At 66.3% G+C, this 23306-nt stretch carries 18 protein-coding genes, 3 tRNA genes and 2 pseudogenes; 15 read left to right on the top strand and 8 right to left on the bottom strand.

Annotation, left to right across the window (positions count from 1 at the left end; all coding sequences use genetic code 11):
- The 3 genes and pseudogenes from QMX85_RS18180 to QMX85_RS18170 form a co-directional block, all read left to right on the top strand.
- Positions 1–217, top strand: a pseudogene (locus tag QMX85_RS18180) (dipeptide ABC transporter permease DppC); the annotation flags it as partial.
- A 280-nt stretch (positions 218–497) separates the two neighbouring features.
- A complete protein-coding gene (locus QMX85_RS18175) occupies positions 498–1466 on the top strand; it encodes an ABC transporter ATP-binding protein (protein ID WP_282343221.1) in 969 nt (322 codons plus the stop codon).
- Complete coding sequence (locus QMX85_RS18170; RefSeq protein WP_282343219.1) at positions 1463–2434, top strand: peptide ABC transporter ATP-binding protein; 972 nt, start codon at positions 1463–1465, stop codon at positions 2432–2434. The genes QMX85_RS18175 and QMX85_RS18170 overlap by 4 nt, the downstream gene beginning before the upstream one ends.
- A 104-nt stretch (positions 2435–2538) precedes the next feature.
- Here QMX85_RS18170 and QMX85_RS18165 read toward each other — a convergent pair whose 3' ends face one another.
- Together QMX85_RS18165 and QMX85_RS18160 are read right to left on the bottom strand one after the other, a co-directional pair.
- Complete coding sequence (locus QMX85_RS18165) at positions 2539–5082, bottom strand: sulfite reductase flavoprotein subunit alpha (protein ID WP_282343216.1); 2544 nt, start codon at positions 5080–5082, stop codon at positions 2539–2541.
- Between the two features lie 224 nt (positions 5083–5306).
- Positions 5307–7559, bottom strand: a complete 2253-nt coding sequence (locus tag QMX85_RS18160) for a TonB-dependent siderophore receptor (protein WP_282343213.1) — start codon at positions 7557–7559, stop codon at positions 5307–5309.
- 254 nt (positions 7560–7813) lie between these two features.
- Between QMX85_RS18160 and QMX85_RS18155 the strand changes: the two genes are divergently transcribed.
- Both QMX85_RS18155 and QMX85_RS18150 read left to right on the top strand, forming a co-directional pair.
- Positions 7814–8494: a Fe2+-dependent dioxygenase gene (locus tag QMX85_RS18155; RefSeq protein WP_282343211.1), complete on the top strand. Its 681-nt coding sequence runs from the start codon at positions 7814–7816 to the stop codon at positions 8492–8494.
- A complete protein-coding gene (locus tag QMX85_RS18150) occupies positions 8491–9189 on the top strand; it encodes a tetratricopeptide repeat protein (protein ID WP_282343208.1) in 699 nt (232 codons plus the stop codon). The genes QMX85_RS18155 and QMX85_RS18150 overlap by 4 nt, the downstream gene beginning before the upstream one ends.
- Before the next feature lie 381 nt (positions 9190–9570).
- On the opposite strand, the gene QMX85_RS18145 is transcribed toward QMX85_RS18150, so the two are convergent.
- Positions 9571–10734, bottom strand: coding sequence for a type III PLP-dependent enzyme (locus tag QMX85_RS18145; protein ID WP_273232456.1), 1164 nt, complete (start codon positions 10732–10734; stop codon positions 9571–9573).
- 369 nt (positions 10735–11103) lie between these two features.
- Between QMX85_RS18145 and QMX85_RS18140 the strand changes: the two are divergent.
- The 3 genes and pseudogenes from QMX85_RS18140 to clpB all read left to right on the top strand — a co-directional run.
- Positions 11104–11583: pseudogene (locus QMX85_RS18140) on the top strand (methyl-accepting chemotaxis protein); the annotation flags it as partial.
- Positions 11584–12509: 926 nt separating this feature from the next.
- Positions 12510–14093: a peptide chain release factor 3 gene (locus tag QMX85_RS18135; RefSeq protein ID WP_282343204.1), complete on the top strand. Its 1584-nt coding sequence runs from the start codon at positions 12510–12512 to the stop codon at positions 14091–14093.
- A gap of 199 nt (positions 14094–14292) precedes the next feature.
- On the top strand, positions 14293–16857 hold the full coding sequence (gene clpB / locus QMX85_RS18130; protein ID WP_282343202.1) for an ATP-dependent chaperone ClpB: 2565 nt from the start codon (positions 14293–14295) through the stop codon (positions 16855–16857).
- A gap of 57 nt (positions 16858–16914) precedes the next feature.
- On the opposite strand, the gene QMX85_RS18125 is transcribed toward clpB, so the two are convergent.
- Positions 16915–17244, bottom strand: a complete 330-nt coding sequence (locus tag QMX85_RS18125; RefSeq protein WP_282343200.1) for a PilZ domain-containing protein — start codon at positions 17242–17244, stop codon at positions 16915–16917.
- Positions 17237–19537: a DUF1631 domain-containing protein gene (locus QMX85_RS18120; protein WP_282343225.1), complete on the bottom strand. Its 2301-nt coding sequence runs from the start codon at positions 19535–19537 to the stop codon at positions 17237–17239. The genes QMX85_RS18125 and QMX85_RS18120 overlap by 8 nt, the downstream gene beginning before the upstream one ends.
- A 204-nt stretch (positions 19538–19741) precedes the next feature.
- Here QMX85_RS18120 and QMX85_RS18115 point away from each other — a divergent pair.
- The 3 genes from QMX85_RS18115 (at position 19742) to QMX85_RS18105 (ending at position 19989) form a co-directional block, all read left to right on the top strand.
- Positions 19742–19817, top strand: a tRNA-Asn gene (locus QMX85_RS18115).
- Positions 19818–19830: 13 nt separating this feature from the next.
- Positions 19831–19907 (top strand) — tRNA-Pro (locus tag QMX85_RS18110).
- A gap of 6 nt (positions 19908–19913) precedes the next feature.
- Positions 19914–19989 (top strand) — tRNA-Lys (locus QMX85_RS18105).
- A 74-nt stretch (positions 19990–20063) separates the two neighbouring features.
- Here QMX85_RS18105 and QMX85_RS18100 read toward each other — a convergent pair.
- From QMX85_RS18100 to QMX85_RS18090, 3 genes are read right to left on the bottom strand one after another with little or no spacing between them, the layout of a single operon-like run.
- Positions 20064–20237, bottom strand: coding sequence for a DUF3094 family protein (locus QMX85_RS18100; RefSeq protein WP_090226340.1), 174 nt, complete (start codon positions 20235–20237; stop codon positions 20064–20066).
- Between the two features lie 26 nt (positions 20238–20263).
- Complete coding sequence (locus QMX85_RS18095; protein WP_282343195.1) at positions 20264–20773, bottom strand: MOSC domain-containing protein; 510 nt, start codon at positions 20771–20773, stop codon at positions 20264–20266.
- Between the two features lie 27 nt (positions 20774–20800).
- A complete protein-coding gene (locus QMX85_RS18090; RefSeq protein WP_090226338.1) occupies positions 20801–21235 on the bottom strand; it encodes a thermonuclease family protein in 435 nt (144 codons plus the stop codon).
- Positions 21236–21398: 163 nt separating this feature from the next.
- On the opposite strand from QMX85_RS18090, the gene QMX85_RS18085 reads away from it, so the two are divergent.
- The 4 genes from QMX85_RS18085 (at position 21399) to QMX85_RS18070 (ending at position 23299) form a co-directional block, all read left to right on the top strand.
- Entirely contained in the window at positions 21399–21824 is a 426-nt protein-coding gene (locus tag QMX85_RS18085) for a GNAT family N-acetyltransferase (protein WP_282343190.1), read from the top strand.
- The gene (locus tag QMX85_RS18080) at positions 21821–22288 is read left to right on the top strand and encodes an FAD/FMN-containing dehydrogenase (RefSeq protein WP_282343188.1); all 468 of its coding nucleotides are present in this window, start codon (positions 21821–21823) and stop codon (positions 22286–22288) included. Before QMX85_RS18085 ends, QMX85_RS18080 begins: the two co-directional genes overlap by 4 nt.
- On the top strand, positions 22285–22974 hold the full coding sequence (locus QMX85_RS18075) for an energy-coupling factor ABC transporter permease (RefSeq protein ID WP_282343186.1): 690 nt from the start codon (positions 22285–22287) through the stop codon (positions 22972–22974). Before QMX85_RS18080 ends, QMX85_RS18075 begins: the two co-directional genes overlap by 4 nt.
- A gap of 109 nt (positions 22975–23083) precedes the next feature.
- The gene (locus tag QMX85_RS18070; RefSeq protein WP_090226327.1) at positions 23084–23299 is read left to right on the top strand and encodes a hypothetical protein; all 216 of its coding nucleotides are present in this window, start codon (positions 23084–23086) and stop codon (positions 23297–23299) included.
- The last annotated feature ends 7 nt before the right edge of the window (positions 23300–23306 follow it).

Genomic DNA, 23306 nt, shown 5'->3' with positions numbered 1-23306 from the left:
CCTCGACGCCGCCGCGCTGGGCTTTCTCGGCCTCGGCGTGCAACCGCCGACGCCCGAGTGGGGCACCATGCTGGCGTCGGCGCGCGACTACATCGAGCGCGCCTGGTGGGTGGTTTCGTTGCCGGGCCTGACCATCCTGCTCAGCGTGCTGGCGATCAACCTGATGGGCGACGGGCTGCGCGACGCGCTGGACCCGAAACTGAAGAACGCTGCCTGATGAGTGAATTCCTCTCCGGTGCGCACGGCGCACCCTACAGCGCCAGTATCCGTAGGGTGCGCCACGCGCACCGATACCCCCTCGCCGAGGCCCCACGACGGTGGGCGGGTGAATCGTCGTCCCTCCTGCGAGGCTCCGGTGCGCACGGCGCACCCTACAACACCTCTCCCCGTAGGGTGCGCCACGCGCACCGATACCTCCTCGCCGAGCCCCCACGACGGTGGGCGGATGAATCGTCCAGCCTGCGAGGGGCGCCACGCCTGATGACGGAGGCCGCCCCATGAGTCTGCTGGAAATCCAGAACCTCTCCGTGCGCTTCGGCGCCGACGCGGCGCCGGTGGTCGATGCGCTGGACCTCACGGTGGAGGCCGGCGAGGTGCTGGCGATCGTCGGCGAGTCGGGCTCGGGCAAATCCGTGACCATGCTGGCGCTGATGGGCCTGGTCGATGCGCCTGGCATCGTCGGCGCGGATGTCCTGCGCTTCGACGGCACCAACATGCTGCGCCTCACGCCACGGCAGCGGCGGCGCATCGTCGGCAAGGACCTGGCGATGGTCTTCCAGGACCCGATGACCGCGCTCAACCCCAGCTACACGGTGGGGTTCCAGATCGAGGAAGTGCTGCGCCAGCACCTCGGCCTCAAGGGCCGCGCCGCCCGCCAACGCGCGCTGGAGTTGCTCGAACGGGTGGAAATCCCGGCCGCGGCGAGCCGCCTTGACGCCTATCCGCACCAGCTTTCCGGCGGCATGAGCCAGCGCGTGGCGATCGCCATGGCGATTGCCGGCGAACCCAAGCTGCTGATCGCCGACGAACCGACCACCGCCCTCGACGTGACCATCCAGGCGCAGATCATGCACCTGCTGCTGGACCTGCAGCGCGACCGCGGCATGGCGCTGATCCTGATCACCCACGACCTCGCGGTGGTCGCCGAAACCGCCCGGCGGGTGTGCGTGATGTACGCCGGCGAAGCGGTGGAAGTCGGCCACATCCCGACGCTGTTCGAGCGCCCGGCACACCCCTACAGCGAGGCGCTGCTGGCGGCGATTCCCGAGCACAGCCGGGGCGCGAGGCGGCTGGCGACGCTGCCGGGCATCGTCCCCGGCCGTTACGACCGCCCGCACGGCTGCCTGCTGTCGCCGCGCTGCCCCTACGTGCAAGACGATTGCCGGGCACGGCGCCCGCCGCTGGACGCCAAGGCGCAGAGCCTGGCGCGCTGCTTTCATCCGCGTAACCAGGAGGGGGTCGTATGAGCGTTCTGGTCGCCCGCGACCTGGCCCGCCATTACCAGGTATCGCGCGGGCTGTTCAGGGAAAATGCGGTGGTCCGCGCGCTGGACGGCATCTCCTTCGCGCTGGAAGCCGGGCAGACCCTGGCGGTGGTCGGCGAATCCGGCTGCGGTAAGTCGACCCTGGCGCGCGCGCTGACGCTGATCGAGCAGCCCACCTCCGGCTCGCTGCAGATCGCCGGGCAGGAAGTCGCCGGCGCCAGCAGGGCGGCGCGCAAGCAACTGCGCCGCGACGTGCAGATGGTCTTCCAGAGTCCCTACGCCTCGCTCAATCCGCGACAGAAGATCGGCGACCAGCTGGCCGAACCGCTGCTGATCAACACCGGGCTGTCGCGCGCCGAACGCCAGGAACAGGTGCAGGCGATGATGCGCCAGGTGGGTTTGCGCCCCGAGCACTACCCGCGCTACCCGCACATGTTTTCCGGCGGCCAGCGCCAGCGCATCGCCATCGCCCGGGCAATGATGCTGAACCCCAAAGTGCTGGTGGCCGACGAGCCGACCTCGGCGCTGGACGTGTCGATCCAGGCGCAGGTGCTGAACCTGTTCATGGACCTGCAGGAAGCGTTCGGCACCGCCTACGTGTTCATCTCGCACAACCTCTCGGTGGTGCAGCACGTCGCCGACCGGGTGCTGGTGATGTACCTCGGCCGGCCGATGGAACTGGGCCCCAGCGAACGCGTTCACGGCCGACCGCTGCACCCCTACACCCAGGCGTTGCTGTCGGCCACACCGACCCTGCACCCGGACCCGAACAGGCCGAAGATCAGGATCAGCGGCGAGCTGCCCAACCCGCTCGATCCGCCGTCCGGCTGCGTCTTCCACCCGCGCTGCCCCTACGCGACTGAGCGCTGCCGCCAGGAAGTCCCGGCATTCCGCCCGCTGGACGAGCGCCTGGTCGCCTGCCATTACGCCGGAGAGGTCGGCGTCGCGTAACGGCGTATCGCCCCTGCACGCCGCCGCTCCGAGTTGTAGGGTGGGCTTCAGCCCACCGTTCACTCACCCACCGTCACCCCAAACGCGCACGGTGGGCCGCCACCTCAATACACATCCCGCCGATAGCGTCCGGCTTCGGTGAGGTCGGCCAGGCCCTGCTCGCCGAGCGCCTCCAGCAGCAGCGCATCGACGCCACCGGCCATGCCCACCAGGCTGCCGCAGACGTAGATCGAAGCGCCCTGCTCCAGCCAGCGGCGCAGCTCGTCGAGGTTTTCCCCGAGCACATCCTGCACGTAGCGCTTGCGCTCCTGGTCGCGGGAGAACGCCAGGTCGAGCCGCTGCAGCTCGCCGCTCGCCAGCCAGGCCTGGATTTCCTCGGCGCAGTAGAAGTCGTGGGCGCGGTTGCGCTCGCCGAAGAGCAGCCAGTTGCGCCGCTGGCCGGCGACGATGCGCGCCTTGAGCAGGCTGCGCAGGCCGGCCAGGCCGCTGCCATTGCCGATCAGGATCAGCGGACGGTCATCCTCCGGGACATGGAAGGCGCTGTTGCGGCGCACCCGTGCGCGCACCCCAGCGTGCAGCGGCGCATGTTCGCTGAGCCAGCCGGAGCCGAGGCCGAGGCTGCCGTCGGGGTGGAATTCCTGGCGCACGATCAGCTCGAGCACACCGTCGCACGGCAGCGAGGCAATGGAATATTCGCGCACGCCCAGCGGCACCAGCGCGTCCAGCAGCGTCTGCGGGTGCAGCCCGACCAGGTGGACGAAGCTGTCCGGCAGTTGCCGCGTGCACAACGCGTCGAGCAGCGGCATGGCCAGCCCGTCCAGCGTCACCGGCGCATCCGCGGCCAGACCGTGGCCGTCGAGCCAGCGCCGCACCTTCTCCGGCGGATGGCGCGGCAGCACTTCGAGGATGTCGCCGGCGCACCAGTCGGCGCGTGGCGCCAGGCCGACCAGGAAGGTCGGCGCGCCCTGGCTGCCAGGGTTGAGGCAGACGCGGCGCTGCAGCGGCCAGCTGTCGAACGGCACCGGCGCGACCTCCAGCGGCCCACGGGTGCCGGTGACTTCGTTCAGGCGCAGCTGCCAATCGGCGATGGCCGCGCTGTCGCCGTCATCCACCTCCACCGCGTCGAACAGCGTGCGGGCGCCGGCGCCGCTCAGCCAGGCATCGACGCGGCGGGCGAACCCGCAGAACTGCTGGTATTGGCGATCGCCCAGCGCCAGCACCGCGTAATGCAGGCTGCCCAGGTCGAGGCGCTGACCGAGCATCTTGCGCTCGAAGCTACGGGCATTGTCCGGCGCCTCGCCGTCGCCGAAGGTGCTGACCACGAACAGTGCGTTGCGCGTCTGGCGCAGCGCCTGTTCGTCGATGCGCATCAGCGGTTGCACCTGCACCGGGACGCCGGCGGCCTGCAACTGCCCGGCGGCGCGCCAGGCCAGCTGTTCGGCGAGACCGCTCTGGCTGGCGAAACCGATCAGCCAGCCCTGCGCCGACGAATCGCCGGCCACGCCGACACGCGCCGCGCGAATTTCGCGTTTCTTGCGGCGGCGGTCGAGGTAGAGCAGCCAGCCGGTGACGAAGAACAGCGGCATGCCCAGGCTGGCCAGCATCATCAGGATGCGGCCGGGCAGGCCGAAATACTCGCCGGTGTGCAGCGCGTAGATGCTGATCAGCAGCTGCGGGCCGAGGTTCTTGTCGGCATAGCGCTCGTGGCGCAGCACCTTGCCGGTCGCGGTATCCAGCTGGATCTGGTTCAGCGCGCGCGGGTGCGGCGAATCGTCGAGCAGGTAGAACACCGTGGCCGGCTGGCCTGCCGCCAGCGGCAGGCGCAGGTTGAAGCCCGCCAGGTGGTCGCCGGCGGTCTGCCGGATGCTGTTCCAGAGCAGGTCGTAGTCGACCACCGGGGCCGCTGTCGGCGCGGCGCCCGGCGTTTGCCCGCCAGGCCGGCCGCGGCCCTCACCGCGTTTGCCCTGCTGTCCGGTCGGCGCGTCGCCGAGCAGGCGATTGGCGCCGTCGCGGAACCAGTCGTAGGACCAGGTGAGCCCGGTCAGCGCCGCGCAGAGGTAGAACACCAGGCACCAGGTGCCGGCCACGGCATGCAGGTCCCAGTTGAAGGCGCGGCCCTTCTTCGCCCAGTCCAGGGTCAGCCAGGCGCGCCAGTTCAGCGCCTTGCGCGGCCAGCGCAGGTAGAGGCCGGAGAGGCAGAAGAACACCAGCGCCAGGGTGCTGGCGGCGGTGATCTGCTTGCCGACCTCGCCAGCCGCGAGGAAGCGGTGCAGTTGCAGTACGAAGGCGAAGAAACCCATGCCTCGCGGCTCGCCCATCGCATCGCCGGTGTAGGGATCGAGAAAACGCATGGCGCCACGCCGTTCGCCCGGCGGCGGGGTGAAGAACACCCGCGCCGGATCGCCGTCGCCGAGGATCAGGTAGACGCCCGACACCGTCTTGCCTTCCAGCGCCTGCGCCCTGGCTGCCAGCTCGCCCAGCGGTAGCACCTGCGCATCGCGGCGCTCGACCTGCATCTGGGGATTGATCAGCTCGAGAATCTCGTCCTGGAACTCGTAGATCGCCCCGGTCAGCCCCATCAGCGCCAGCACGAGGCCGGCGCTGATGCCGAAGAACCAGTGCAGCTGGAAGATCGTTTTCTTGAACACCTGGGTCACCTTCGCGCGGCTGGGCAGTGCGACGCGCGCATCCCTGCGTGGAATTGAATGATTCGTTTGGCAGCGCCAAACAGGAGTAAATTCTATTTGAGAAAAACTTTCAAAGGCGGGTTTTCTCGCGCTATTTACCTGTTGCTTACCTATCCCGGCAGCACCGCCCGGGTACGACAAAGCCCCGGTGCAGCGAACTGCAGCGGGGCTTGGCGTGGAGCTCTCTAGAAGCTGTAGTTGGCGGTCAGGATCGCGGCGCGGCCATCCCCCGGTGTTGCCCAGCCGTTGTTGCGGATGCGCGTGAGGTAGTGCTTGTCGAACAGGTTGTTGACGTTCAGCCGCAGGTCGAGATTGCGGTTGACCTTGTAGCCGAGCATCGCGCGGTGGACGGTATATCCGGAGGCCGTCGGAGCGTTGTCGGTGCTGGCCAGGTACTGCTTGCTCTGGGTGGTCAGACCGTAGCCGAGCTGCAGGTTGTACGGCAGATCGTAGGTCGTCCAGATGCTCGCGGCGTGCTTGGGGGTGAAGGTCAGCGGATTGCCTTTCTGGGCGTCGATGCCGGTGGTTTCCTGGGTGTAATCGCTGACGCTCTGCAGCACTTCGGTGTCCAGGTAGGTGTAGTTGGCGAAGACTTTCCACTTCTCGGTGATCAAGCCCGATACGCCCAACGCGATGCCGTCGACGCGTGCCTGGCCATCGAGCGCCTGCTCGCCGGACAGGTTGCTCGGGTCGTTGCTGGCCACCTTGTAGTTGGTCCGATCGTTACGGAACACCGAGGCGGTCAGCGACAGCGCGTCCTGGAAGAAGTCCCACTTGGTGCCGATTTCGTAGCTGATGGATTTTTCCGGATCGGCGTCGCAGTTGTTGCTGGACGGGTTGGTGCCACGCCCGGCGCTGAAGCAACCGCCGTTGACCGAGGATTGCGACGGCGTCTTGGTGTTGCCGTAGGCCACGTAGATGCTGCCGTTTTCGGCAGGTTTGTAGACCAGGCCAAGACGATAGGAGGTCAGGTCGTCGCTATTGTGGTAGCGAGTGCCCGGCGTGACAGCACCGGTGGTGGCATTGATGGCGTCCGACTTCGAACTGCCCTCGTTGCGCTCGTAGCGCACACCGCCGTTCAGCTCCCACTGCTCGTTGAACTTCAGCGTGTCGAAGGCATAGGCCGCGCGGTTGTGCAGCTCGCCGTCGATCTTCGCGGTGCGGGTGAAGTTGATCGGACCGCCCCAGTAGGATTCGGGGTCGCTGATGCTGACGGGCGGGATAACGATTCCGGTCGAGCTGCCATCGGCGTTGCGCATCCAGTTGCCGGTTTTCGCGTCGTATTCCTCGCGGGTGAAGGCCACCCCGGTGACCAGGGTGTGTTCGATGAAGCCAGTGGAGAAGTTGCTGGTCACGTCCGTCTGGTTGGTGAAGATCCTGTTTTCGGTGTCTCGCGCGTTACCCAGCGAACCGCCGCTCGGCTGGAAGAACCCGGGCGCAAGCGTACCGGCGCAAGCGCCACCGGCAGGCGTCACGCCAGTGGCCAGACACGCCGTCGAAGCGCCTTCGGGGCCGGAAACCCAGGTTTCCTGACGAACGCGCGCCGCCCGGCTGAAGTTGCGAATCGACACCGCGTCGTTGAAGTCGTGCTCGAGTTTCAGGCTGAGGGCGTCGGTGCTGATTTCCTGCTTGTTGGCGTTGCGATAGCCGTAGTAATTGTCCCAGTCGACGCCGGGTAGCAGCTTGCCGTTGTAGATGGGCACGCCGAACTGCGGGAGGTTGTCGTCTTTCTGGTGCTCGTAGCTGACCGTCACACGGGTGGGCGTGCCGAGCCCGAACGCGATGGACGGCGCGATGCCCCAGCGCTCGAAGTCCTCGTGGTCCCGCCCGGGGGCGTCGTTGGCATGCGCCATCAGGTTGAGGCGGAAGGCGGTGGTGTCGTTCAGGTGCTGGTTGGTATCGAGCGTGGCACGCGTGTAGTTGTCGGTGCCCAGCCCGCCGCTGAGGGTGGTGAAGTCACGCTGCTGAGGCGACTTGGTGACGATGTTGATCGTGCCGCCCACCGAGCCGGAGCCGGAGTACACCGAGCTGGCGCCGTTGACGACTTCGATCTGTTCCAGGTTGAAGGGGTCGGTGCGGCTGTACTGGGCGCTGTCGCGCACGCCATCGACCTGAATGTCGTTGTTCGCCGAAAAGCCGCGCAGGTTGATGCTGTCACCGTATCCGCCGCCGCCCTCGCCCGCGCCGAAGGTGATGCCCGGCACGGTGCTGAGGATGTCGCGCATGGTCAGCAGGTTCTGATCCTCGATAACCTGGTGGGGCACCACGGTGATCGTCTGCGGCGTGTCGCGCAGCGGAGCGGTGTACTTGGGCGAGGATACCTCGTCCACCTTGTAGCTCTGTTCCTGGTCCTGCTCGCCCACGGCAGTGGCGCTTTCCAGGGTGATCGCCTCGCCTTTCTTCGGCGCGTCGGCGGCGAACGCGTGACCTCCCGACATGGCGGTGATGGCAACTCCGATCGCGGATGCGAGAACCCGCTGCGTTGAAACGTTCGCGTCATTGGCGCTTTGAGACTTCATGTCTACCCCCCCGTTGTTGAAGGAGCGCAATTTATTTCAGAGCAGAAACGTTTTCAATTGAAATTCTTTCCCATTTAGCAAAAAATCACATCTGCTTTCCGTTCGCGTCTGGAGCACCATCAAAGCATGTCGACATGCGGCTCCGCCTTACTCAATTTTCTGGATCGGCCACCATGCTGCTGCACATTCCCCACGTCTTCACCCGTGACGAAGTCACCCGCATTCGCCAGGCACTGGAAGGCGCCCAATGGATCGACGGGCGTGTCACGGCCGGTTACCAGTCGGTGAAGGCGAAATCCAACGAACAGTTGGCCGAAGACGATCCGCTGGCCAGCGAAATCGGCTCGGCGATGCTGCAACGGCTCTGGCAGCACCCGCTGTTCTTCTCCGCGGCGCTGCCGAACAAGGCCTACCCACCGATGTTCAACCGCTACCGCGACGGCGGCACCTTCGGTTTTCACATCGACAACGCCATTCGCAAGGTCCGCGGAAGCGCGGAACAGGTGCGCACCGACGTGTCCTCCACGCTGTTCTTGAGCGACCCCGACGAGTACGAGGGTGGCGAGTTGGTCATCGAGGACACCTACGGCGTGCGCCAGGTGAAGTTTGCCGCCGGCGACCTGGTGGTCTACCCCGGCACCAGCCGGCACAAGGTCATGCCGGTGACCCGCGGCACGCGCTACGCCTCGTTCTTCTGGACCCAGAGCATGATTCGCGAGGACAGCCAGCGCACCCTGCTGTTCGAGATGGACCAGGCGATCCAGCGGTTGACCGCGGACATGCCCGATCATCCGTCATTGCTGACCCTCACCGGCACCTACCACAACCTGCTGCGCCGCTGGGCCGAAGTATGAGTGCCGACCTGCGCCGCCGTGCACGGCTGCTGCTGTTGGCCGCCGAACAGGGCGATGCCGACGCGCAGGCGCACCTGGGGCAGATCCTTCTCGATGGCAGCGGCATCGCCCGTGACCAGAAGCTGGCGCTGACCTGGTTCCGCATCGCCGCCGCGCAGAACAATCCGATGGCCCTGAACATGGTCGGCCGCTGCCTGGAAAACGGCTGGGGCTGCGATATCGACCTGGTCGAAGCGGCGCGGCACTTCCAGCGGGCCGCCGCGCTCGGCCTGGACTGGGGCCTCTACAACTACGCGCAGCTGTTGACCCGTGGCCGTGGCGTTGCGCAGGACATGGCGCAGGCTTTCCGTCTGTTCGTCCAGGCTGCGGAGATGGGCCACGCGAAGTCGATGAACCTCCTCGGGCGCTTCTACGCCGAGGGCGTCGTGGTGCCGGCCGACCAGGCCAAGGCGCGGGAACTGTACGAGCGTGCAGCCCTGGGCGGCGATTTCCGCGGCCAGTACAACCACGCCACCGCCCTGGCCGAGGACGGCAGGCTGGAGGAAGCCATCGGTTGGCTGCGCAAGGCGCTGACCACGGCCACGCCGGGGTTCATCGAGCGCGCGGGTCAGGTCCTCCTGGGCTCGACGCTGCCGGGCATCCGCGAAGTTGCCGGGGAATACCAGGCCATGCAGCGGCAGATGGAAAACGCCTGAAACGGCGTGGTTACGCAACGCCGGCCTGGAGACCGGCGGTGCGCGCGGCGCACCCTACGCCGGATGGGAGCGGCTTTCGTAGGGTGCGCCATGCGCACCGCACCCACGCCCAACAAAAAGCCCCGCCGAGGCGGGGCTTTTGCGTCAGTAGCCGCGCTGCCGGGCATCCGCGAAGTTGCCGGGGAATACCAGGCCATGCAGCGGCAGTTGGAAAACGCCTGAAGCCGCGTGGTTACGCAACGCCGCCTGCCTGAGGACCGGCGGTGCGCGCGGCGCACCCTGCGCCGGATGAGCGGCTTTCGTAGGGTGCGCCATGCGCACCGCACCCACGCCCAACAAAAAGCCCCGCCGAGGCGGGGCTTTCGAGCGAGCGTCAGCGCCTTACAGGTAGAAGGCTTTCAGCGGCGGGAAGCCGTTGAACTCCACCGCGCTGTAGCTGGTGGTGTAGGCGCCGGTGGACAGCCAGTACAGCCGATCGCCAATCGCCAGGTTCAGCGGCAGGCCGTACTTGTAGTGTTCGTACATGATGTCCGCGCTGTCGCAGGTCGGGCCGGCGATCACCACTTCCTCCATCTCGCCCTTCTTCTCGGTCCAGATGGGGAACTTGATGGCTTCGTCCATGGTTTCGATCAGGCCGCTGAACTTGCCCACGTCGGTGTACACCCAGCGCTCCACGGCAGTGCGCGACTTGCGTGCCACCAGCACCACTTCGCTGACCAGGATGCCGGCGTTGGCGATCAGCGAACGGCCCGGCTCGAGGATGATTTCCGGCAACTCGTCGCCGAAATCTTCCTTGAGGAAGCGGATGATTTCCTCGGCGTAGGTTTCCAGGCTGTTGGTGCGGGTGATGTAGTTGGCCGGGAAGCCGCCACCCATGTTGATCATCTGCAGGGTGATGCCGTCCTCTTCCTTCAGGCGCTCGAAGATCACCTTCACCTTGGCGATGGCGGCATCCCAGACGTCGATGTCGCGCTGCTGGCTGCCGACGTGGAACGACAGGCCGTAGGGCACCAGGCCCAGTTGCTTGGCGAGAATCAGCAAATCCAGCGCCATGTCAGGGTTGCAGCCGAACTTGCGCGACAGCGGCCAGTCGGCCGAGGTCGAACCTTCGGTCAGGATGCGCACGTAGATCTTCGAGCCCGGCGCGGCCTTGGCGATGTTGCGCAGGTCGGCCTCGGAATCGGTGGCGAACAGGCGCACGCCCTTCTCGTAGAAGTAGCGCACGTCGCGGGCTTTCTTGATGGTGTTGCCGTAGCTGATGCGGTCCGGCGAGACGCCGGTGGCCATCACCTTGTCCAGCTCGTAGATCGAGGCGATGTCGAAGTTCGAGCCCTTGTCGCGCAGCAGCTCGATGATCTCGACGGCCGGGTTGGCCTTGACGGCGTAGTAGACCTTGGCGAATTCGAAACCGGCGCGCAGGTCGTCGTAGGCCTTGCTGATGATCGCGGTGTCGATCACCACGAACGGGGTTTCCTGGCCGTCGGCGAACGCCTTCATCTTGTTGAAGGTTTCGCGCGGGTAATAGTCTTCGATCTGGATCGGCATGCGGAACTCCACTGGCAGAGCAACAAAAGTACGAAGGGATGGCTTCCTTAGAAGCCCGAACGCCTAATCCGTTTCCCCACTTTGGTTCGCCTACTTCCCAAGGCATGTCGCCGAGTATCGTCGGCCGGTGTTACCGGCCTGCAATCTCTCGTCGTCAGTACTTGAGCCGCATGGATCGTTTCCAGCATGGACGTTCGGGCGCGAACTTTAAGACCACCACCGGGGGAGATCAATCGGAAATTGCCCGTTTAAGAGGCCCGGCGGCAAACGTGTTTTATTCCGCACGCACCGCCCCGAAATGCTGCACGGCGCAGGACGAGACTGTGCGGCGGCGCCTGCACCGAAACGGGTCACGCGCCGCGCCCGCCGATGCCGCCACGGCTCGCCAGGCCCCGGCGAACGCGGTGTGAGCCTGGCGCCGCAGGCCGGCAAGCCCCTGGCATGCTCGCTGCTTGGGGATTGCGCCGACGCTCGTCGGCCCCAAGCCGCCTCCTGGAGATGCTCGTGGAAAGACCCTCCGTACGCCCCGGCAGTGCGCCAGCGGAACAGGACGCCCTGAACAACACGATGAACCAGATCAAGAAGCTGGTCACCGATCTCGAACACAACGCCAACAAGATCAACAGCATCGTCAACGTCATCCGCGACGTCGCCAAGCACACCAACCTGCTGGCGCTCAACGCGGCCATCGAGGCGGCGCGCGCCGGGGACGCCGGACGCGGCTTCGCCGTGGTCGCCGACGAGGTGCGCGCCCTGGCCTCGCGCACCACCAGCGCCACCAGCGACATCGCGTCGATGGTCAAGGCCATCAGCGACGAAACCGGCAACGCCGTGAAGGGCGTGGAGAAGGCCGAGCGCGAGTCACTGCTGGAAACCGCGCAACTGCTGGCGGCGCAGGAAGCGGCGCGACTGGAGACGCGCTTCGCCGGTCTGAAGGCGACCCTGTACGGCCTCAAGCATTTCATCGAAAGCCTGAAGAATGCCCGCCAGGGCCCTGAGCGCCAGGCGATCAACACGGTGATGGCCGCCTACCTGCGCGCCGACAGGGCCGTGCTCGCCTATTCCTGCTGCATCGAGCCCGGCGCCCTCGACGGCCGCGACGCCGAGTTCGCCAACACCCCGGGGCATGACGCCAGCGGCCGCTTCATCCCCTACTGGAACCGCGGCCAGGGCAGCGTCGGTCTGGAACCGCTGGCCGACTACGACAGTGCCGGGCTCAACGACTGGTACGAACTGCCGCGGCGCACCGGCCAGGACGTGATGATGGAGCCCTACGATTACCGGGTGAACGGCCGCACGGTACGCATGACCTCGCTGATGGTGGTGCTCAAGTTCAGCGAGCGTTTCGCCGGCACGCTCGGCGCGGACTTCTCCCTCGATGCGCTGCAGCAGGACCTGTCGCAGCGCAAACCGCTTGGCGTGGGTTTCCTCGCGCTGCTCTCCAACGCGGCGTCCTACGTCACCCACCCGGACGCCGCCCGCCTCGGCAAGTCGGCCGACGACCTGAGCGCCGAGGCGCGCCAGGCGGTGAAGAGCGGCAAGCCGCACGTCTATCTGGAAGGCAACGACCGCGTGCGCCTGTTCGCCCCGGTCGCCACCGGCGTCGAGCGCATGCCCTGGTCGCTGATGATCGGTTTCAGCCTGGCGGCGGCGCTGGAGGCGCAGTAGCCGCCCCGGCAGTCGCGCCAGGATGTTCGTCGCGGCCGGCGACAACCGGGGGGCGCGCTCCTGTATACTTCGCGCCCTCTTTTATCGCTCCGCACCCAGGTTCTTGCATGACCACCCAGGCCGCCGAAGTCGCCAAACGCCGCACGTTCGCCATCATTTCCCACCCGGACGCCGGCAAGACCACCATCACCGAGAAGCTCCTGCTGATGGGCAAGGCCATCGCCGTGGCCGGCACCGTGAAATCGCGCAAGTCCGACCGCCACGCGACCTCCGACTGGATGGAAATGGAGAAGCAGCGCGGCATCTCCATCACCACCTCGGTGATGCAGTTCCCCTACCGCGAGCACATGATCAACCTGCTCGACACCCCCGGCCACGAGGACTTCTCCGAAGACACCTACCGCACCCTGACCGCGGTGGACTCGGCGCTGATGGTGCTCGACGGCGGTAAAGGCGTCGAACCGCGGACCATCGCCCTGATGGATGTCTGCCGCCTGCGCGACACGCCCATCGTCAGCTTCGTCAACAAGCTCGACCGCGACATCCGCGACCCGATCGAGCTGCTCGACGAGATCGAGGCGGTCCTCAAGATCAAGGCCGCGCCCATCACCTGGCCAATCGGTTCGTACCGCGACTTCAAGGGCGTCTACCACCTCTCCGAAGACCGCATCATCGTCTACACGCCGGGCCACGGGCACGAGCGTACCGAGACCAAGGTGATCGAACAGCTCGATTCGGCCGAAGCCCGCGCGCACCTGGGCGACGAGTACGAACGCTTCGTCGAACAGCTGGAACTGGTGCAGGGTGCCTGCCACGAATTCGACCAGCAGGAATTCCTCGACGGCAAGCTGACCCCGGTGTTCTTCGGCACCGCGCTGGGCAACTTCGGCGTCGATCAGGTGCTCGACGCGGTGGTCGACTGGGCGCCGCGCCCGCTGCCGCGCGCCGCCCACGAGCGCGTGGTGCAGCCAACCGAGGAAAAATTCAGCGGCTTCGTGTTCAAGATCCAGGCGAACATGGACCCCAAGCACCGCGACCGCATCGCCTTCATGCGCATCTGCTCGGGCAAGTACGAGCAGGGCATGAAGCTGCGCCACGTGCGCACGAAGAAGGACCTGAAGATCGCCGATGCGCTGACCTTCTTCTCCTCCGAGCGCGAGATGCTCGAAGAAGCCTACGCCGGCGACATCATCGGCCTGCACAACCACGGCACCATCCAGATCGGCGACACCTTCAGCGAAGGCGAAGCGCTGGGCTTCACCGGCATCCCGCACTTCGCCCCGGAACTGTTCCGCCGCGTGCGCCTGAAGGACCCGCTGAAATCCAAGCAATTGCGCCAGGGCCTGCAGGAACTCGCCGAAGAAGGCGCCACCCAGGTGTTCTTCCCCGAGCGCAGCAACGACATCATCCTCGGCGCGGTCGGTGTGCTGCAGTTCGACGTGGTCGCCAGCCGGCTCAAGGGCGAATACAAGGTCGAGTGCGCCTACGAGGCGATCAACGTCTGGTCGGCGCGCTGGATCGAGTGCGACGACAAGAAGAAGCTCGAAGACTTCAAGGTCAAGGCCTTCGAGAACATCGCCATCGACGGTGGCGGCCACCTCACCTACCTGGCGCCGACCCGCGTCAACCTCAGTCTGATGGAAGAGCGCTGGCCGGAGATTCGCTTTCGCGCCACCCGCGAACATCACTGAAACCCGCCAAGGACCCCGCGTGCGGCACGCGGGGATCGCCCCGCCAGCGGCGTCCCTCGCCGCATCCAGCCTTCGGCTGACCTGCGTCAATCACGTCACGCTTGAATCCCGGCCGTTCGACCTCATCTAAGCTGCATCCCGCAGGTTTTCGTTCGAGGTGCAGTTCGTCGCACCGGCCTGCGCCAACCGAGGTGATTCCATGCGTATCGATCGTTTGACCAGCAAGCTGCAACTTGCCCTTTCCGACGCCCAGTCCATCGCCGTCGGCCTCGACCATCCGGCCATCGAACCCCTGCACCTGATGCAGGCGCTGCTCGACCAGCAGGGCGGCTCGATCAAGCCGCTGCTGCGCCAGGTCGGTTTCGACACCAACGCCTTCAAGCAGGCGATGACCAAGGAACTGGACCAGCTGCCGAAAATCCAGAACCCCACCGGCGACGTCAACCTGTCCCAGGACCTGGCGCGCCTGCTCAACCAGGCCGATCGCCTCGCCCAGCAGAAGGGCGACCAGTTCATCTCCAGCGAGCTGGTGCTGCTCGCGGCGATGGACGACAACACCCGCCTGGGCAAACTGCTGCTCGGCCAGGGCGTGTCGAAGAAGGCCCTAGAGAATGCGGTGAACAACCTGCGCGGCGGCGAGGCGGTGAATGACCCCAACGCCGAGGAGGCGCGCCAGGCGCTGGACAAGTACACCGTCGACCTGACCAAGCGCGCCGAGGAAGGCAAGCTCGACCCGGTGATCGGCCGTGACGATGAAATCCGCCGGACCATCCAGGTCCTGCAACGGCGCACCAAGAACAACCCGGTGCTGATCGGCGAGCCCGGCGTCGGCAAGACCGCCATCGCCGAGGGGCTGGCGCAGCGCATCGTCAACGGCGAAGTGCCGGACGGGCTGAAGGACAAACGCCTGCTGTCGCTGGACATGGGCTCGCTGATCGCCGGCGCCAAGTTCCGCGGCGAGTTCGAGGAGCGCCTGAAGTCGCTGCTCAACGAGCTGTCGAAGCAGGAAGGCCGGGTGATCCTGTTCATCGACGAACTGCACACCATGGTCGGCGCCGGCAAGGCGGATGGCGCCATGGACGCCGGCAACATGCTCAAGCCGGCACTCGCACGCGGCGAGCTGCATTGCGTCGGCGCCACCACGCTGGACGAGTACCGCCAGTACATCGAGAAGGATGCGGCGCTTGAGCGGCGTTTCCAGAAGGTCCAGGTGGACGAGCCCAGCGAGGAAGACACCATCGCCATCCTGCGTGGCCTCAAGGAGCGCTACGAGGTGCACCACGGGGTGACCATCAGCGACGGCGCGATCATCGCCGCGGCCAAGCTGAGCCACCGCTATATCACCGACCGCCAGTTGCCGGACAAGGCCATCGACCTGATCGACGAAGCGGCCAGCCGCATCCGCATGGAGATCGACTCCAAGCCCGAGGCGCTGGACAAGCTCGAGCGCCGATTGATTCAGTTGAAGATCGAACGTGAGGCGCTGAAGAAAGAAGACGATGACGCTGCGCTCAAACGCCTGGAAAAGCTCAAGGAAGACATCAATCGCCTTGAGCGGGAGTACGCCGACCTCGAGGAAGTCTGGAAGTCGGAGAAGGCCGAGGTGCAAGGCTCCGCGCAGATCCAGCAGAAAATCGAGCAGGCCAAGGCTGATCTGGAGGCCGCGCGACGCAAATCCGACCTGCAACGCATGGCGGAACTGCAATACGGCGTGATTCCCGATCTGGAACGCAGCCAGCAGATGGCCGAACAGCACGGCAAGTCGGAAAACCAGCTGCTGCGCAACAAGGTCACCGAGGAGGAAATCGCCGAGGTGGTTTCCAAGTGGACCGGCATCCCGGTGAGCAAGATGCTCGAAGGCGAGCGCGACAAGCTGCTGCGCATGGAAGACATGCTGCACACCCGCGTGATCGGCCAGCACGAAGCCGTGGTGGCGGTGGCGAACGCCGTGCGCCGCTCGCGCGCCGGCCTCGCCGACCCGAACCGGCCGAGCGGCTCGTTCCTCTTCCTCGGCCCGACCGGGGTCGGCAAGACCGAGCTGTGCAAGGCGCTGGCGGAGTTCCTCTTCGACACCGAGGACGCCATGGTGCGCATCGACATGTCCGAGTTCATGGAGAAACACTCCGTGGCACGGCTGATCGGCGCGCCTCCGGGCTACGTCGGCTACGAGGAAGGCGGCTACCTGACCGAGGCGGTGCGGCGCAAACCCTACTCCGTGCTGCTGCTCGACGAAGTCGAGAAGGCCCATCCGGACGTCTTCAACATCCTCCTGCAGGTGCTTGAGGACGGCCGCCTGACCGACAGCCACGGGCGCACGGTGGATTTCCGCAATACGGTGATCGTGATGACCTCGAACCTCGGTTCGGCGCAGATCCAAGAACTGGTCGGCGACCGCGAGGCGCAGCGCGCGGCGGTGATGGACGCGGTGGGCAACCACTTCCGTCCGGAATTCGTCAACCGCATCGACGAGGTGGTGGTGTTCGAGCCGCTGGGCCGCGAGCAGATCGCCGGCATCGCCGAGATCCAGCTGGGCCGGCTGCGTCAGCGCCTGGCCGAGCGCGACCTGACCTTCGAGCTCACCGACGAGGCGCTGGACAAGCTGGTGTCGGTCGGTTACGACCCGGTCTACGGTGCACGTCCGCTAAAACGCGCGATCCAGCGCTGGATCGAGAACCCGCTGGCGCAGCAGATCCTTGCCGGCAAGTTCGCACCGGGCGATACCATCAAGGCGCGCCTGGACAACGACGAGATCGTCTTTATCTGATCGGGCACAGGCCGTACGAAACCTCTCTTCCGCTTGCCGGGAGGGAGGTTTTTTCGCTCAGAGCGCGTGCAGCAGAAGCTCCAGCCGCGCCGCCTGATCCTCGGCCATGTCGATGATGTGGAACCCCGCCCAGCCGTGGTGTTCGTCGGTGCCCGGCCGGGCCCACAGGCAGTCGGCGCCGAAGCTCACCTCGCGGACCTCGCCGCTGCCCGCCGTCAGCCGGCACTCCCAGACGGAATCGACGGCCAGCAGCTGTTCGGTGACGAGCATGAAGCCATCGCGGGACAGGTCGACGATGCGTCCCAGGCGCTGGCCGCCGTGACGGTCGAAGACTTCCAGGGTGAGTGTGGGGCGGTATCGATCGTACTGGCGACGCTCGCTATCCATGGTCGTTTCCTGGGTGGGTGGAGCGTCCGCTGACACGCTGCAGGGCGCGATAGATCGCGTTCATCGCGCGATCCACCAGGGGCAGGCTGCGTTCCTCGATGACGATGCGCGCCAGGCCGCGGTTCATCTCCTCGGCGAGGTCTTCCAGCGGGCGAATCGCGGCGCGCTGGCCCAACTGGTCTACGAACATGTAGTTGTTCGTCGTCGGGCTGAACCAGGACAGCTTGAGCCGGCGCCGCTGCGTGCCCTCGACGAAGTCGAACCAGGTGCCGAACTCCAACGTTTGCAACTGGCGGATCAGCGCTTCCAGGCGCTGCGTGCGCGGCGGCCTGGCGGCGCGGCGGTCCGCCAGCAACACCGCATCCTCGCCGAGCATGTTCGCCAGCGGGCTTTCGATCAGCGACGGCGCGAGAGGCTCCACCCGTTCGGGGCGCTTGGCCTGCACGGCGTCCTGGCTGGCGACGATGTCCCGCAACAGCCGGGCGATACCGTCCTCGTGGTAGCCGCCGAGCAATTCGAGGCCCTTGCGCACATCGTCGAGCATGCCGGCGCGCAGGCGGTGCAACGCGTCGATGCCGGCGGCGTCCTGCGGCCTGCCGCTCCAGGCCAGCTGTTCGGCCAGTTCCAGCGAGCGGTTCCATTCGGCGCTGCCCTCGCCATGACGAAGCTGTACGAACACCAGCACGTCGGTCCAGGTCAGCTCGAGGAAATCCTGGATGATCTTCGGCAGGCTCGGCCCGCGCAGCGCCTCGGCGATCGCGGCGCCGGCCCTCTGCCGCGCATCCAGCAGGCGGTCACGGCCCTTGGCCGCCTCGATGGAGCGCTTTTCACGCAGTTCGACGCGGTGCCTGAGGGTAGCGACGAACTCGTTGAACTCGTCCAGCAGCGTTTCGAACAGTGCCAGATCGCCGGTGAAGCCCTGGATCACCCGCTCGACCACCCACTGGATCTTCGCCAGCAGTTCGCGCTCCTCGCCCTCGGCGTCGTACAGCACTCCGGCGCGCGCCATGGCATTGAGCAGCAAACGGGCCGGGTGGTTGTACTGGGTGAAGAGCGCCTTGTCCTGCATCGCCACCCGCAGATAGGGCGTATGCAGGTGCGATAGCGCGGTCTTGCAGGCATCCGGCAAGTCGGCGTCATCGAGGATGAAGTCGAAGAGCATGCCGACCAGATCGATCACGTCGGCTTCCTGGTCGGAAATCCGCCGCGGGTCCGCCGCAGCGCCGCGCGACTCAAGCTGCCGGTGCAGGTCGGCTTTCACGCCGTCGACCTGCTGCGGCCGTTGCATGCGCCGGGCGAAATCCTCGGCGGCCTGCTTCTGCAACTGGTTCAGCGCCTCCAGCAGGTCGCGCGCCTCGAAGGTGCGCGTGGCGGTGGGCGGCGCGTAACTGACGATGCTGCGCCTGCCGCCGAGCAGGGTCGTGCCCTCACGCTTGCGCAGCGCGATGAACAGCTGGGTGAGCCCGTCGAACAGCCGCTCGGCCTGCTCGGCCGATGGATCGTCGCCGTCGGAATAGCCCGAGCGGGCATCCGGCGATCCGGCGAAGGAAGGCGCGCCGGCGGCGGGTGCGCCGCGCGTGGCCTCGAACCGCGGCTGCGCCTGGTATTTCATGTTGGGCAGGATGCCGGCGTCGATCAGCTCGCGATTGAGCGCCTCGTAGAGACCGTCGAGGTTCTGCATGAGGTGCCGGTCGAAGAGCATGTAGAGGATGATCCGTATCCGCAGCGGCAGCGGCGTCGGCTGCAAGGCCTCGCGGAACGCCTGGGCGATGGCGTGCGGACCGAAGGGGTTGCCGTCCTCGTCGAGCTTCCGGCCGTTGTTCAGCAGGGCCAGCCGACGATCCAGCGCGAACAGGCTCTGCGCGCAGCGGGCCTTCACCCGGCTGACCATGTTGATGATCTGCAGGGTCTCCTCGTAATCCTCGTTCTGCACCAGACGCAGGTCGTCGGCCTCGAGCGCGTCGTCGTTCGTGGCGGACGGTTTTCCCTGGAGGAAATCGGAGAACTGCCGGGCGATCTGCTGGTGATAGGTCCGCTCGACCAGCGGCCGCAACCGGCGGATGTCGCGCATGCTGTCGAAGAACAGCGTCTGGACCTGATTGTTCTCCGCCTTCTCGGCGCACTCGAAGAGGGTGTCGTCGACCTGCCCGAAGGTCGCGGTGAGGTGTTCGGCGAGGGCGTTCATCACCCGTTTGCGACAGCGCTGCACCAGCTCGCTGAAACGCGGCTGGATGACGCGGCTGGCGAGTGTGCCGTGGGCGGAGGGAGACAGGGGTGAGTCGCGTTCGTCCATCATCAAGTTGCCGGTGCCCGACTGACGAGCGCACTCCACACGGTGATCTTCAGCACAGATATAGCAGCCACCCCGCCGACTGCAAGACATTGTCTCAGGAAGAATTTTAAGGGTTGACAGGCGCTTCGGGAAACGTAAAATGGCGCGCCTCTGATACGGGATTCCGGTTCACCGGCACCGTAAAAGAGATTGGAAGCTCGTAGTTCCGCGATAGCTCAGTCGGTAGAGCAAATGACTGTTAATCATTGGGTCCCTGGTTCGAGTCCAGGTCGCGGAGCCAACTTCTTCCAGATCGGGGTATAGCGCAGCCCGGTAGCGCGCCTGCTTTGGGAGCAGGATGTCGGGAGTTCGAATCCCCCTACCCCGACCACCTTTTGGGTCGTTAGCTCAGTTGGTAGAGCAGTTGGCTTTTAACCAATTGGTCGTAGGTTCGAATCCTACACGACCCACCATTTTCTTCTCCGCACCTCTCGAACGATGAAACGCCCACACCGGGCAACCCCAGCGTTCGTTCGCAACGCCCCTCCTAGAGCACCAGCAGACTGAGCAGGCGACTGATCAGGCCCATGCCGATCACGCTGATCAGTACCACAGCCAGCAGCAACCACGGCCGGAACGGCTTGCGCTCGACGCGATGCTGCGGCGCGCTCAGGTATTCGTCTACGCGGCGCTGGTCTTCGTCGCTCAATCGCTTGGACATGCTGCCGGCCTCGCTCGGGTTCGCCTTCAGTCTAGCTGCGCTTCCTGCAACGGCTCGACGATCAGCGTGTCACCCAGACGAATGATGCCGCTGTGCAACACCCGCGCGGTGATGCCGCCGTGCCCACGCACGGCCTGAAAGGTGCCGGGCCCGAGGTTTTCCTCCAGACGCGCACACGGCTGGCACCAGCCGGTGGTTTCGAAAAGCGCTTCGCCGATGCGAAAGCGGCGGTTCTTCAGGCTGAACAGGTTGATCCCGCTCACCGCGATGTTGCGTCGAAGCTCGGCCGGCGCGATGTCGCGCCCGATGAGGCTGGCGATCACCGCCAGATGCTCCCACTGGATGAAAGTGACCTGCCGCGCGTTGCGCGGGCCCGGGCGGGCGTGGTCGCCGGTCAGACCGGCATCGCGCCGCGCCTCGACGACGTCCGGCTGCAGAACCTCGCCGCGCGACAGCGGGCGCACGCCGATCCAGCGCACGCGCCCCTGCTGGGGAACCGCGGCGAGCAGGGTGTGCAGCGGGCTGCGTTCACGCATCGTCATGTGCTCCATGGGTCAGGGGCCTCACCAGACGCTCTTGGTGCCGCCATCGTAGGGTTTCGCCAGGCCGGCGCGAATCAGCATCGCGCCCAGGTCGCTACCGTCGACCCAGACATCGCCGAGCAGGCGGAAATACTTGTCGCGGCGGATGTTGCGCAACTCGACGTAGCGCGCCGCGCGCAGCCTTTGCACGCTGAACTGCTTGGCCCTGAGCGCCAGCGCGCGCACGGCGGGACGCTTGTCGCGCAGCTCCGGGGTATCGATGCCGGCGATGCGCACCGGCACCCGGTGGCCGATCACGGCAGGCCAGTCACGGATGGTCGCGCGGAAGGTATCGCCATCGTAGATGCTGGTGATCTCGTCCAGGCGGACCTTGCCGTAAGGACCTTCCGCGGCGATCGATGAAAGGGTGGAGCACAGGCCGGACAACAGCATGAAGCACAGCAACAACGAACGCATGGCGACAACGGGACTGCCAGAAGGAAGGCGACTCTAATCGACTGCGCCGGTAAAAGCAGCGGCCGGTGGTCGCAGTGGCGCGCGCGCCAACGCAGTAAACTGGCGCTCCACGCCCACCCGATGAGCCGCCCTCCCGACCATGGCGAAAGACCCTGAAGTCCCCATGAAACCTCGTTCCGCCGTCCCTTCCGATCACCCGGCGCTGCTCTCGCTGTGGCAGCGCACGCCGGGCATTCGGATTCGCCCCGAGGACGCGCTGCAACCGTTCACCGATTACCTTGCACGCAACCCCGGCCTGAGTCTGCTGGTCGAAGCGCAAGGGCGACCGGTGGCCTGCCTGATGGCCGGGCACGACGGCCGCCGTGGCTACCTCCAGCACCTGGTGGTGGACGAGGCGTACCGCGGTCGCGGGCTGGCGAGAGCGCTGCTCGATGAGACGCTCGCCCGCCTGGCGCGCCTGGGCATCCACAAGAGCCATGTCTTCGTCCTGCGCGATGCGCCCAAGGCGCTGGCGTTCTGGCAGGCGCAGGAAGGCTGGGAACGGCGCGACGATATCGAGGTTTACTCCATGCAAGGACATCACTCATGAAAGTCTGGATTCTGCTCTGCGCCGCACTCTTTCCCGCCCTGCTGCAGGCCGCCGAGGAAACGCAGCCACTCGCGCCCTGGACGCTGCTCGATCAGCACGAGCAGCCCTACACCCTCTCCGACGACCTGCAGGTGTTGCTGGTGGCCCGCGACATGGCCGGCGCCAAGCTGGTCGAAGCGGCGCTGGTGGATAAACCCAAGGGCTACCTGGAGCAGCGCCGGGCGGTGTTCCTCGCCGATATCAGCCGCATGCCCTCGCTGGTCGCGAAGCTGTTCGCCGTGCCGGCCATGCGCGACTACCCGTACCGCGTGGTGCTTGACCGCGAGGCGCGCATCGTCCCGCGCTACGAGCCTGCGGCCGATGCCGTGCTCTGGTTGCAGCTCGATGGCCGGCGGATACTGAGTCGCCAGTCGTTCACCGACACGGGGCAGTTGAGCGCGGCGCTGCAGCGGCTCACGCCATGATCAGCGCGGCGCTGCTGTCGCCGGAAAGCGCATTGCTGGGATGGGCGATCTACGCGCCGGTCATCGCCTGGGCGATAGGGCGGGCGCCGTGGCTGGAGCTGTTCAGCGATGCCCGGCGCCAGCACCTGCTGTTTGGCACCATGCTCGGGCTATTCCTGCTCTGGCTGGTGCGGCGCGATTTCGACTCCGGGCTGTCCTTCCATTTTCTCGGCATGACCGCGGTGACCCTGCTGCTGGACTGGCCGCTGGCGCTGCTCTGCGGCCTGGTCGCCCAGCTCGCGCTGGTCGCGATGGGACGTCAGGACCTGGCGGCGCTGGGCATGAACGGCGTCCTGCTGGTGGCGCTACCGGTGCTGGTCACCGAGCTCTGCGCGTTGCGCGTGGAGCGCGCGCAGCCGCGCAACCTGTTCGTCTACATATTCTTCTCCGGCTTCTTTCCCGCGGCGCTGGCCGCGCTGCTGTGCATGCTCGCCGCGCTCGGCGTGCTCTGGATCGACGGGCTGTTCCCGATGCCGCCCTGGCTGGACGACTTCGCCGGTTATCTGTGGCTGATCATGTTTCCCGAGGCGTTCATCAACGGAACGGCGGTCACCGCGCTGGTGGTGTTCTGCCCCGAGTGGCTGGAAACCTTCAACCGCAGCCGATACCTGCAGGCGCCGTGGAAGGACGACGAGCGACCCCGCTGATGGGCCGGGATTCACCCGTCGCATCCCGCGCAGCGGTTTGACCTGCATCAACCGCCGAAAGCCGATGGCCTCGAAGATGAGCCCTCACTCATTCCAAGAGGCAGAAGACATGGGCGGATATGCATGGGCACGAGAGGCCCTGGAACGCGAACTGGAGCTGGCCCGGACGGCGGGCCTGGATGAGGCGATGGCGCTGCGCACGCTGCTCAGCGCGGTGGTCGAGCGCAGCAAGCGGACGCGCAGCCTCGCCGACCTGGCGCAGGAGCTGACGTTTCTCGCCGACAACCTCGACGAGGAACGCGACTACGCCTTCATGCGACCATGATCGCCTC

This window comes from Pseudomonas sp. PS02288 (genome assembly GCF_029959715.1).
Taxonomy (GTDB): Bacteria; Pseudomonadota; Gammaproteobacteria; order Pseudomonadales; family Pseudomonadaceae; genus Pseudomonas_O; species Pseudomonas_O kuykendallii.
This window is presented reverse-complemented; position numbering and strand designations above follow the sequence as displayed.

Excerpts from the sequence above, each read along its gene's own strand:
- QMX85_RS18135 (WP_282343204.1), top strand. The coding sequence starts at position 12,510 with ATGACCACCCAGGCCGCCGAAGTCGCCAAACGCCGCACGTTCGCCATC.
- QMX85_RS18175 (WP_282343221.1), top strand. The coding sequence starts at position 498 with ATGAGTCTGCTGGAAATCCAGAACCTCTCCGTGCGCTTCGGCGCCGAC.
- clpB (WP_282343202.1), top strand. The coding sequence starts at position 14,293 with ATGCGTATCGATCGTTTGACCAGCAAGCTGCAACTTGCCCTTTCCGAC.
- QMX85_RS18150 (WP_282343208.1), top strand. The coding sequence starts at position 8,491 with ATGAGTGCCGACCTGCGCCGCCGTGCACGGCTGCTGCTGTTGGCCGCC.
- QMX85_RS18100 (WP_090226340.1), bottom strand. The coding sequence starts at position 20,237 with ATGTCCAAGCGATTGAGCGACGAAGACCAGCGCCGCGTAGACGAATAC.
- QMX85_RS18085 (WP_282343190.1), top strand. The coding sequence starts at position 21,399 with ATGAAACCTCGTTCCGCCGTCCCTTCCGATCACCCGGCGCTGCTCTCG.
- QMX85_RS18170 (WP_282343219.1), top strand. The coding sequence starts at position 1,463 with ATGAGCGTTCTGGTCGCCCGCGACCTGGCCCGCCATTACCAGGTATCG.
- QMX85_RS18095 (WP_282343195.1), bottom strand. The coding sequence starts at position 20,773 with ATGCGTGAACGCAGCCCGCTGCACACCCTGCTCGCCGCGGTTCCCCAG.
- QMX85_RS18145 (WP_273232456.1), bottom strand. The coding sequence starts at position 10,734 with ATGCCGATCCAGATCGAAGACTATTACCCGCGCGAAACCTTCAACAAG.
- QMX85_RS18155 (WP_282343211.1), top strand. The coding sequence starts at position 7,814 with ATGCTGCTGCACATTCCCCACGTCTTCACCCGTGACGAAGTCACCCGC.
- QMX85_RS18090 (WP_090226338.1), bottom strand. The coding sequence starts at position 21,235 with ATGCGTTCGTTGTTGCTGTGCTTCATGCTGTTGTCCGGCCTGTGCTCC.
- QMX85_RS18125 (WP_282343200.1), bottom strand. The coding sequence starts at position 17,244 with ATGGATAGCGAGCGTCGCCAGTACGATCGATACCGCCCCACACTCACC.
- QMX85_RS18075 (WP_282343186.1), top strand. The coding sequence starts at position 22,285 with ATGATCAGCGCGGCGCTGCTGTCGCCGGAAAGCGCATTGCTGGGATGG.
- QMX85_RS18120 (WP_282343225.1), bottom strand. The coding sequence starts at position 19,537 with ATGGACGAACGCGACTCACCCCTGTCTCCCTCCGCCCACGGCACACTC.
- QMX85_RS18080 (WP_282343188.1), top strand. The coding sequence starts at position 21,821 with ATGAAAGTCTGGATTCTGCTCTGCGCCGCACTCTTTCCCGCCCTGCTG.
- QMX85_RS18070 (WP_090226327.1), top strand. The coding sequence starts at position 23,084 with ATGGGCGGATATGCATGGGCACGAGAGGCCCTGGAACGCGAACTGGAG.
- QMX85_RS18160 (WP_282343213.1), bottom strand. The coding sequence starts at position 7,559 with ATGTCGGGAGGTCACGCGTTCGCCGCCGACGCGCCGAAGAAAGGCGAG.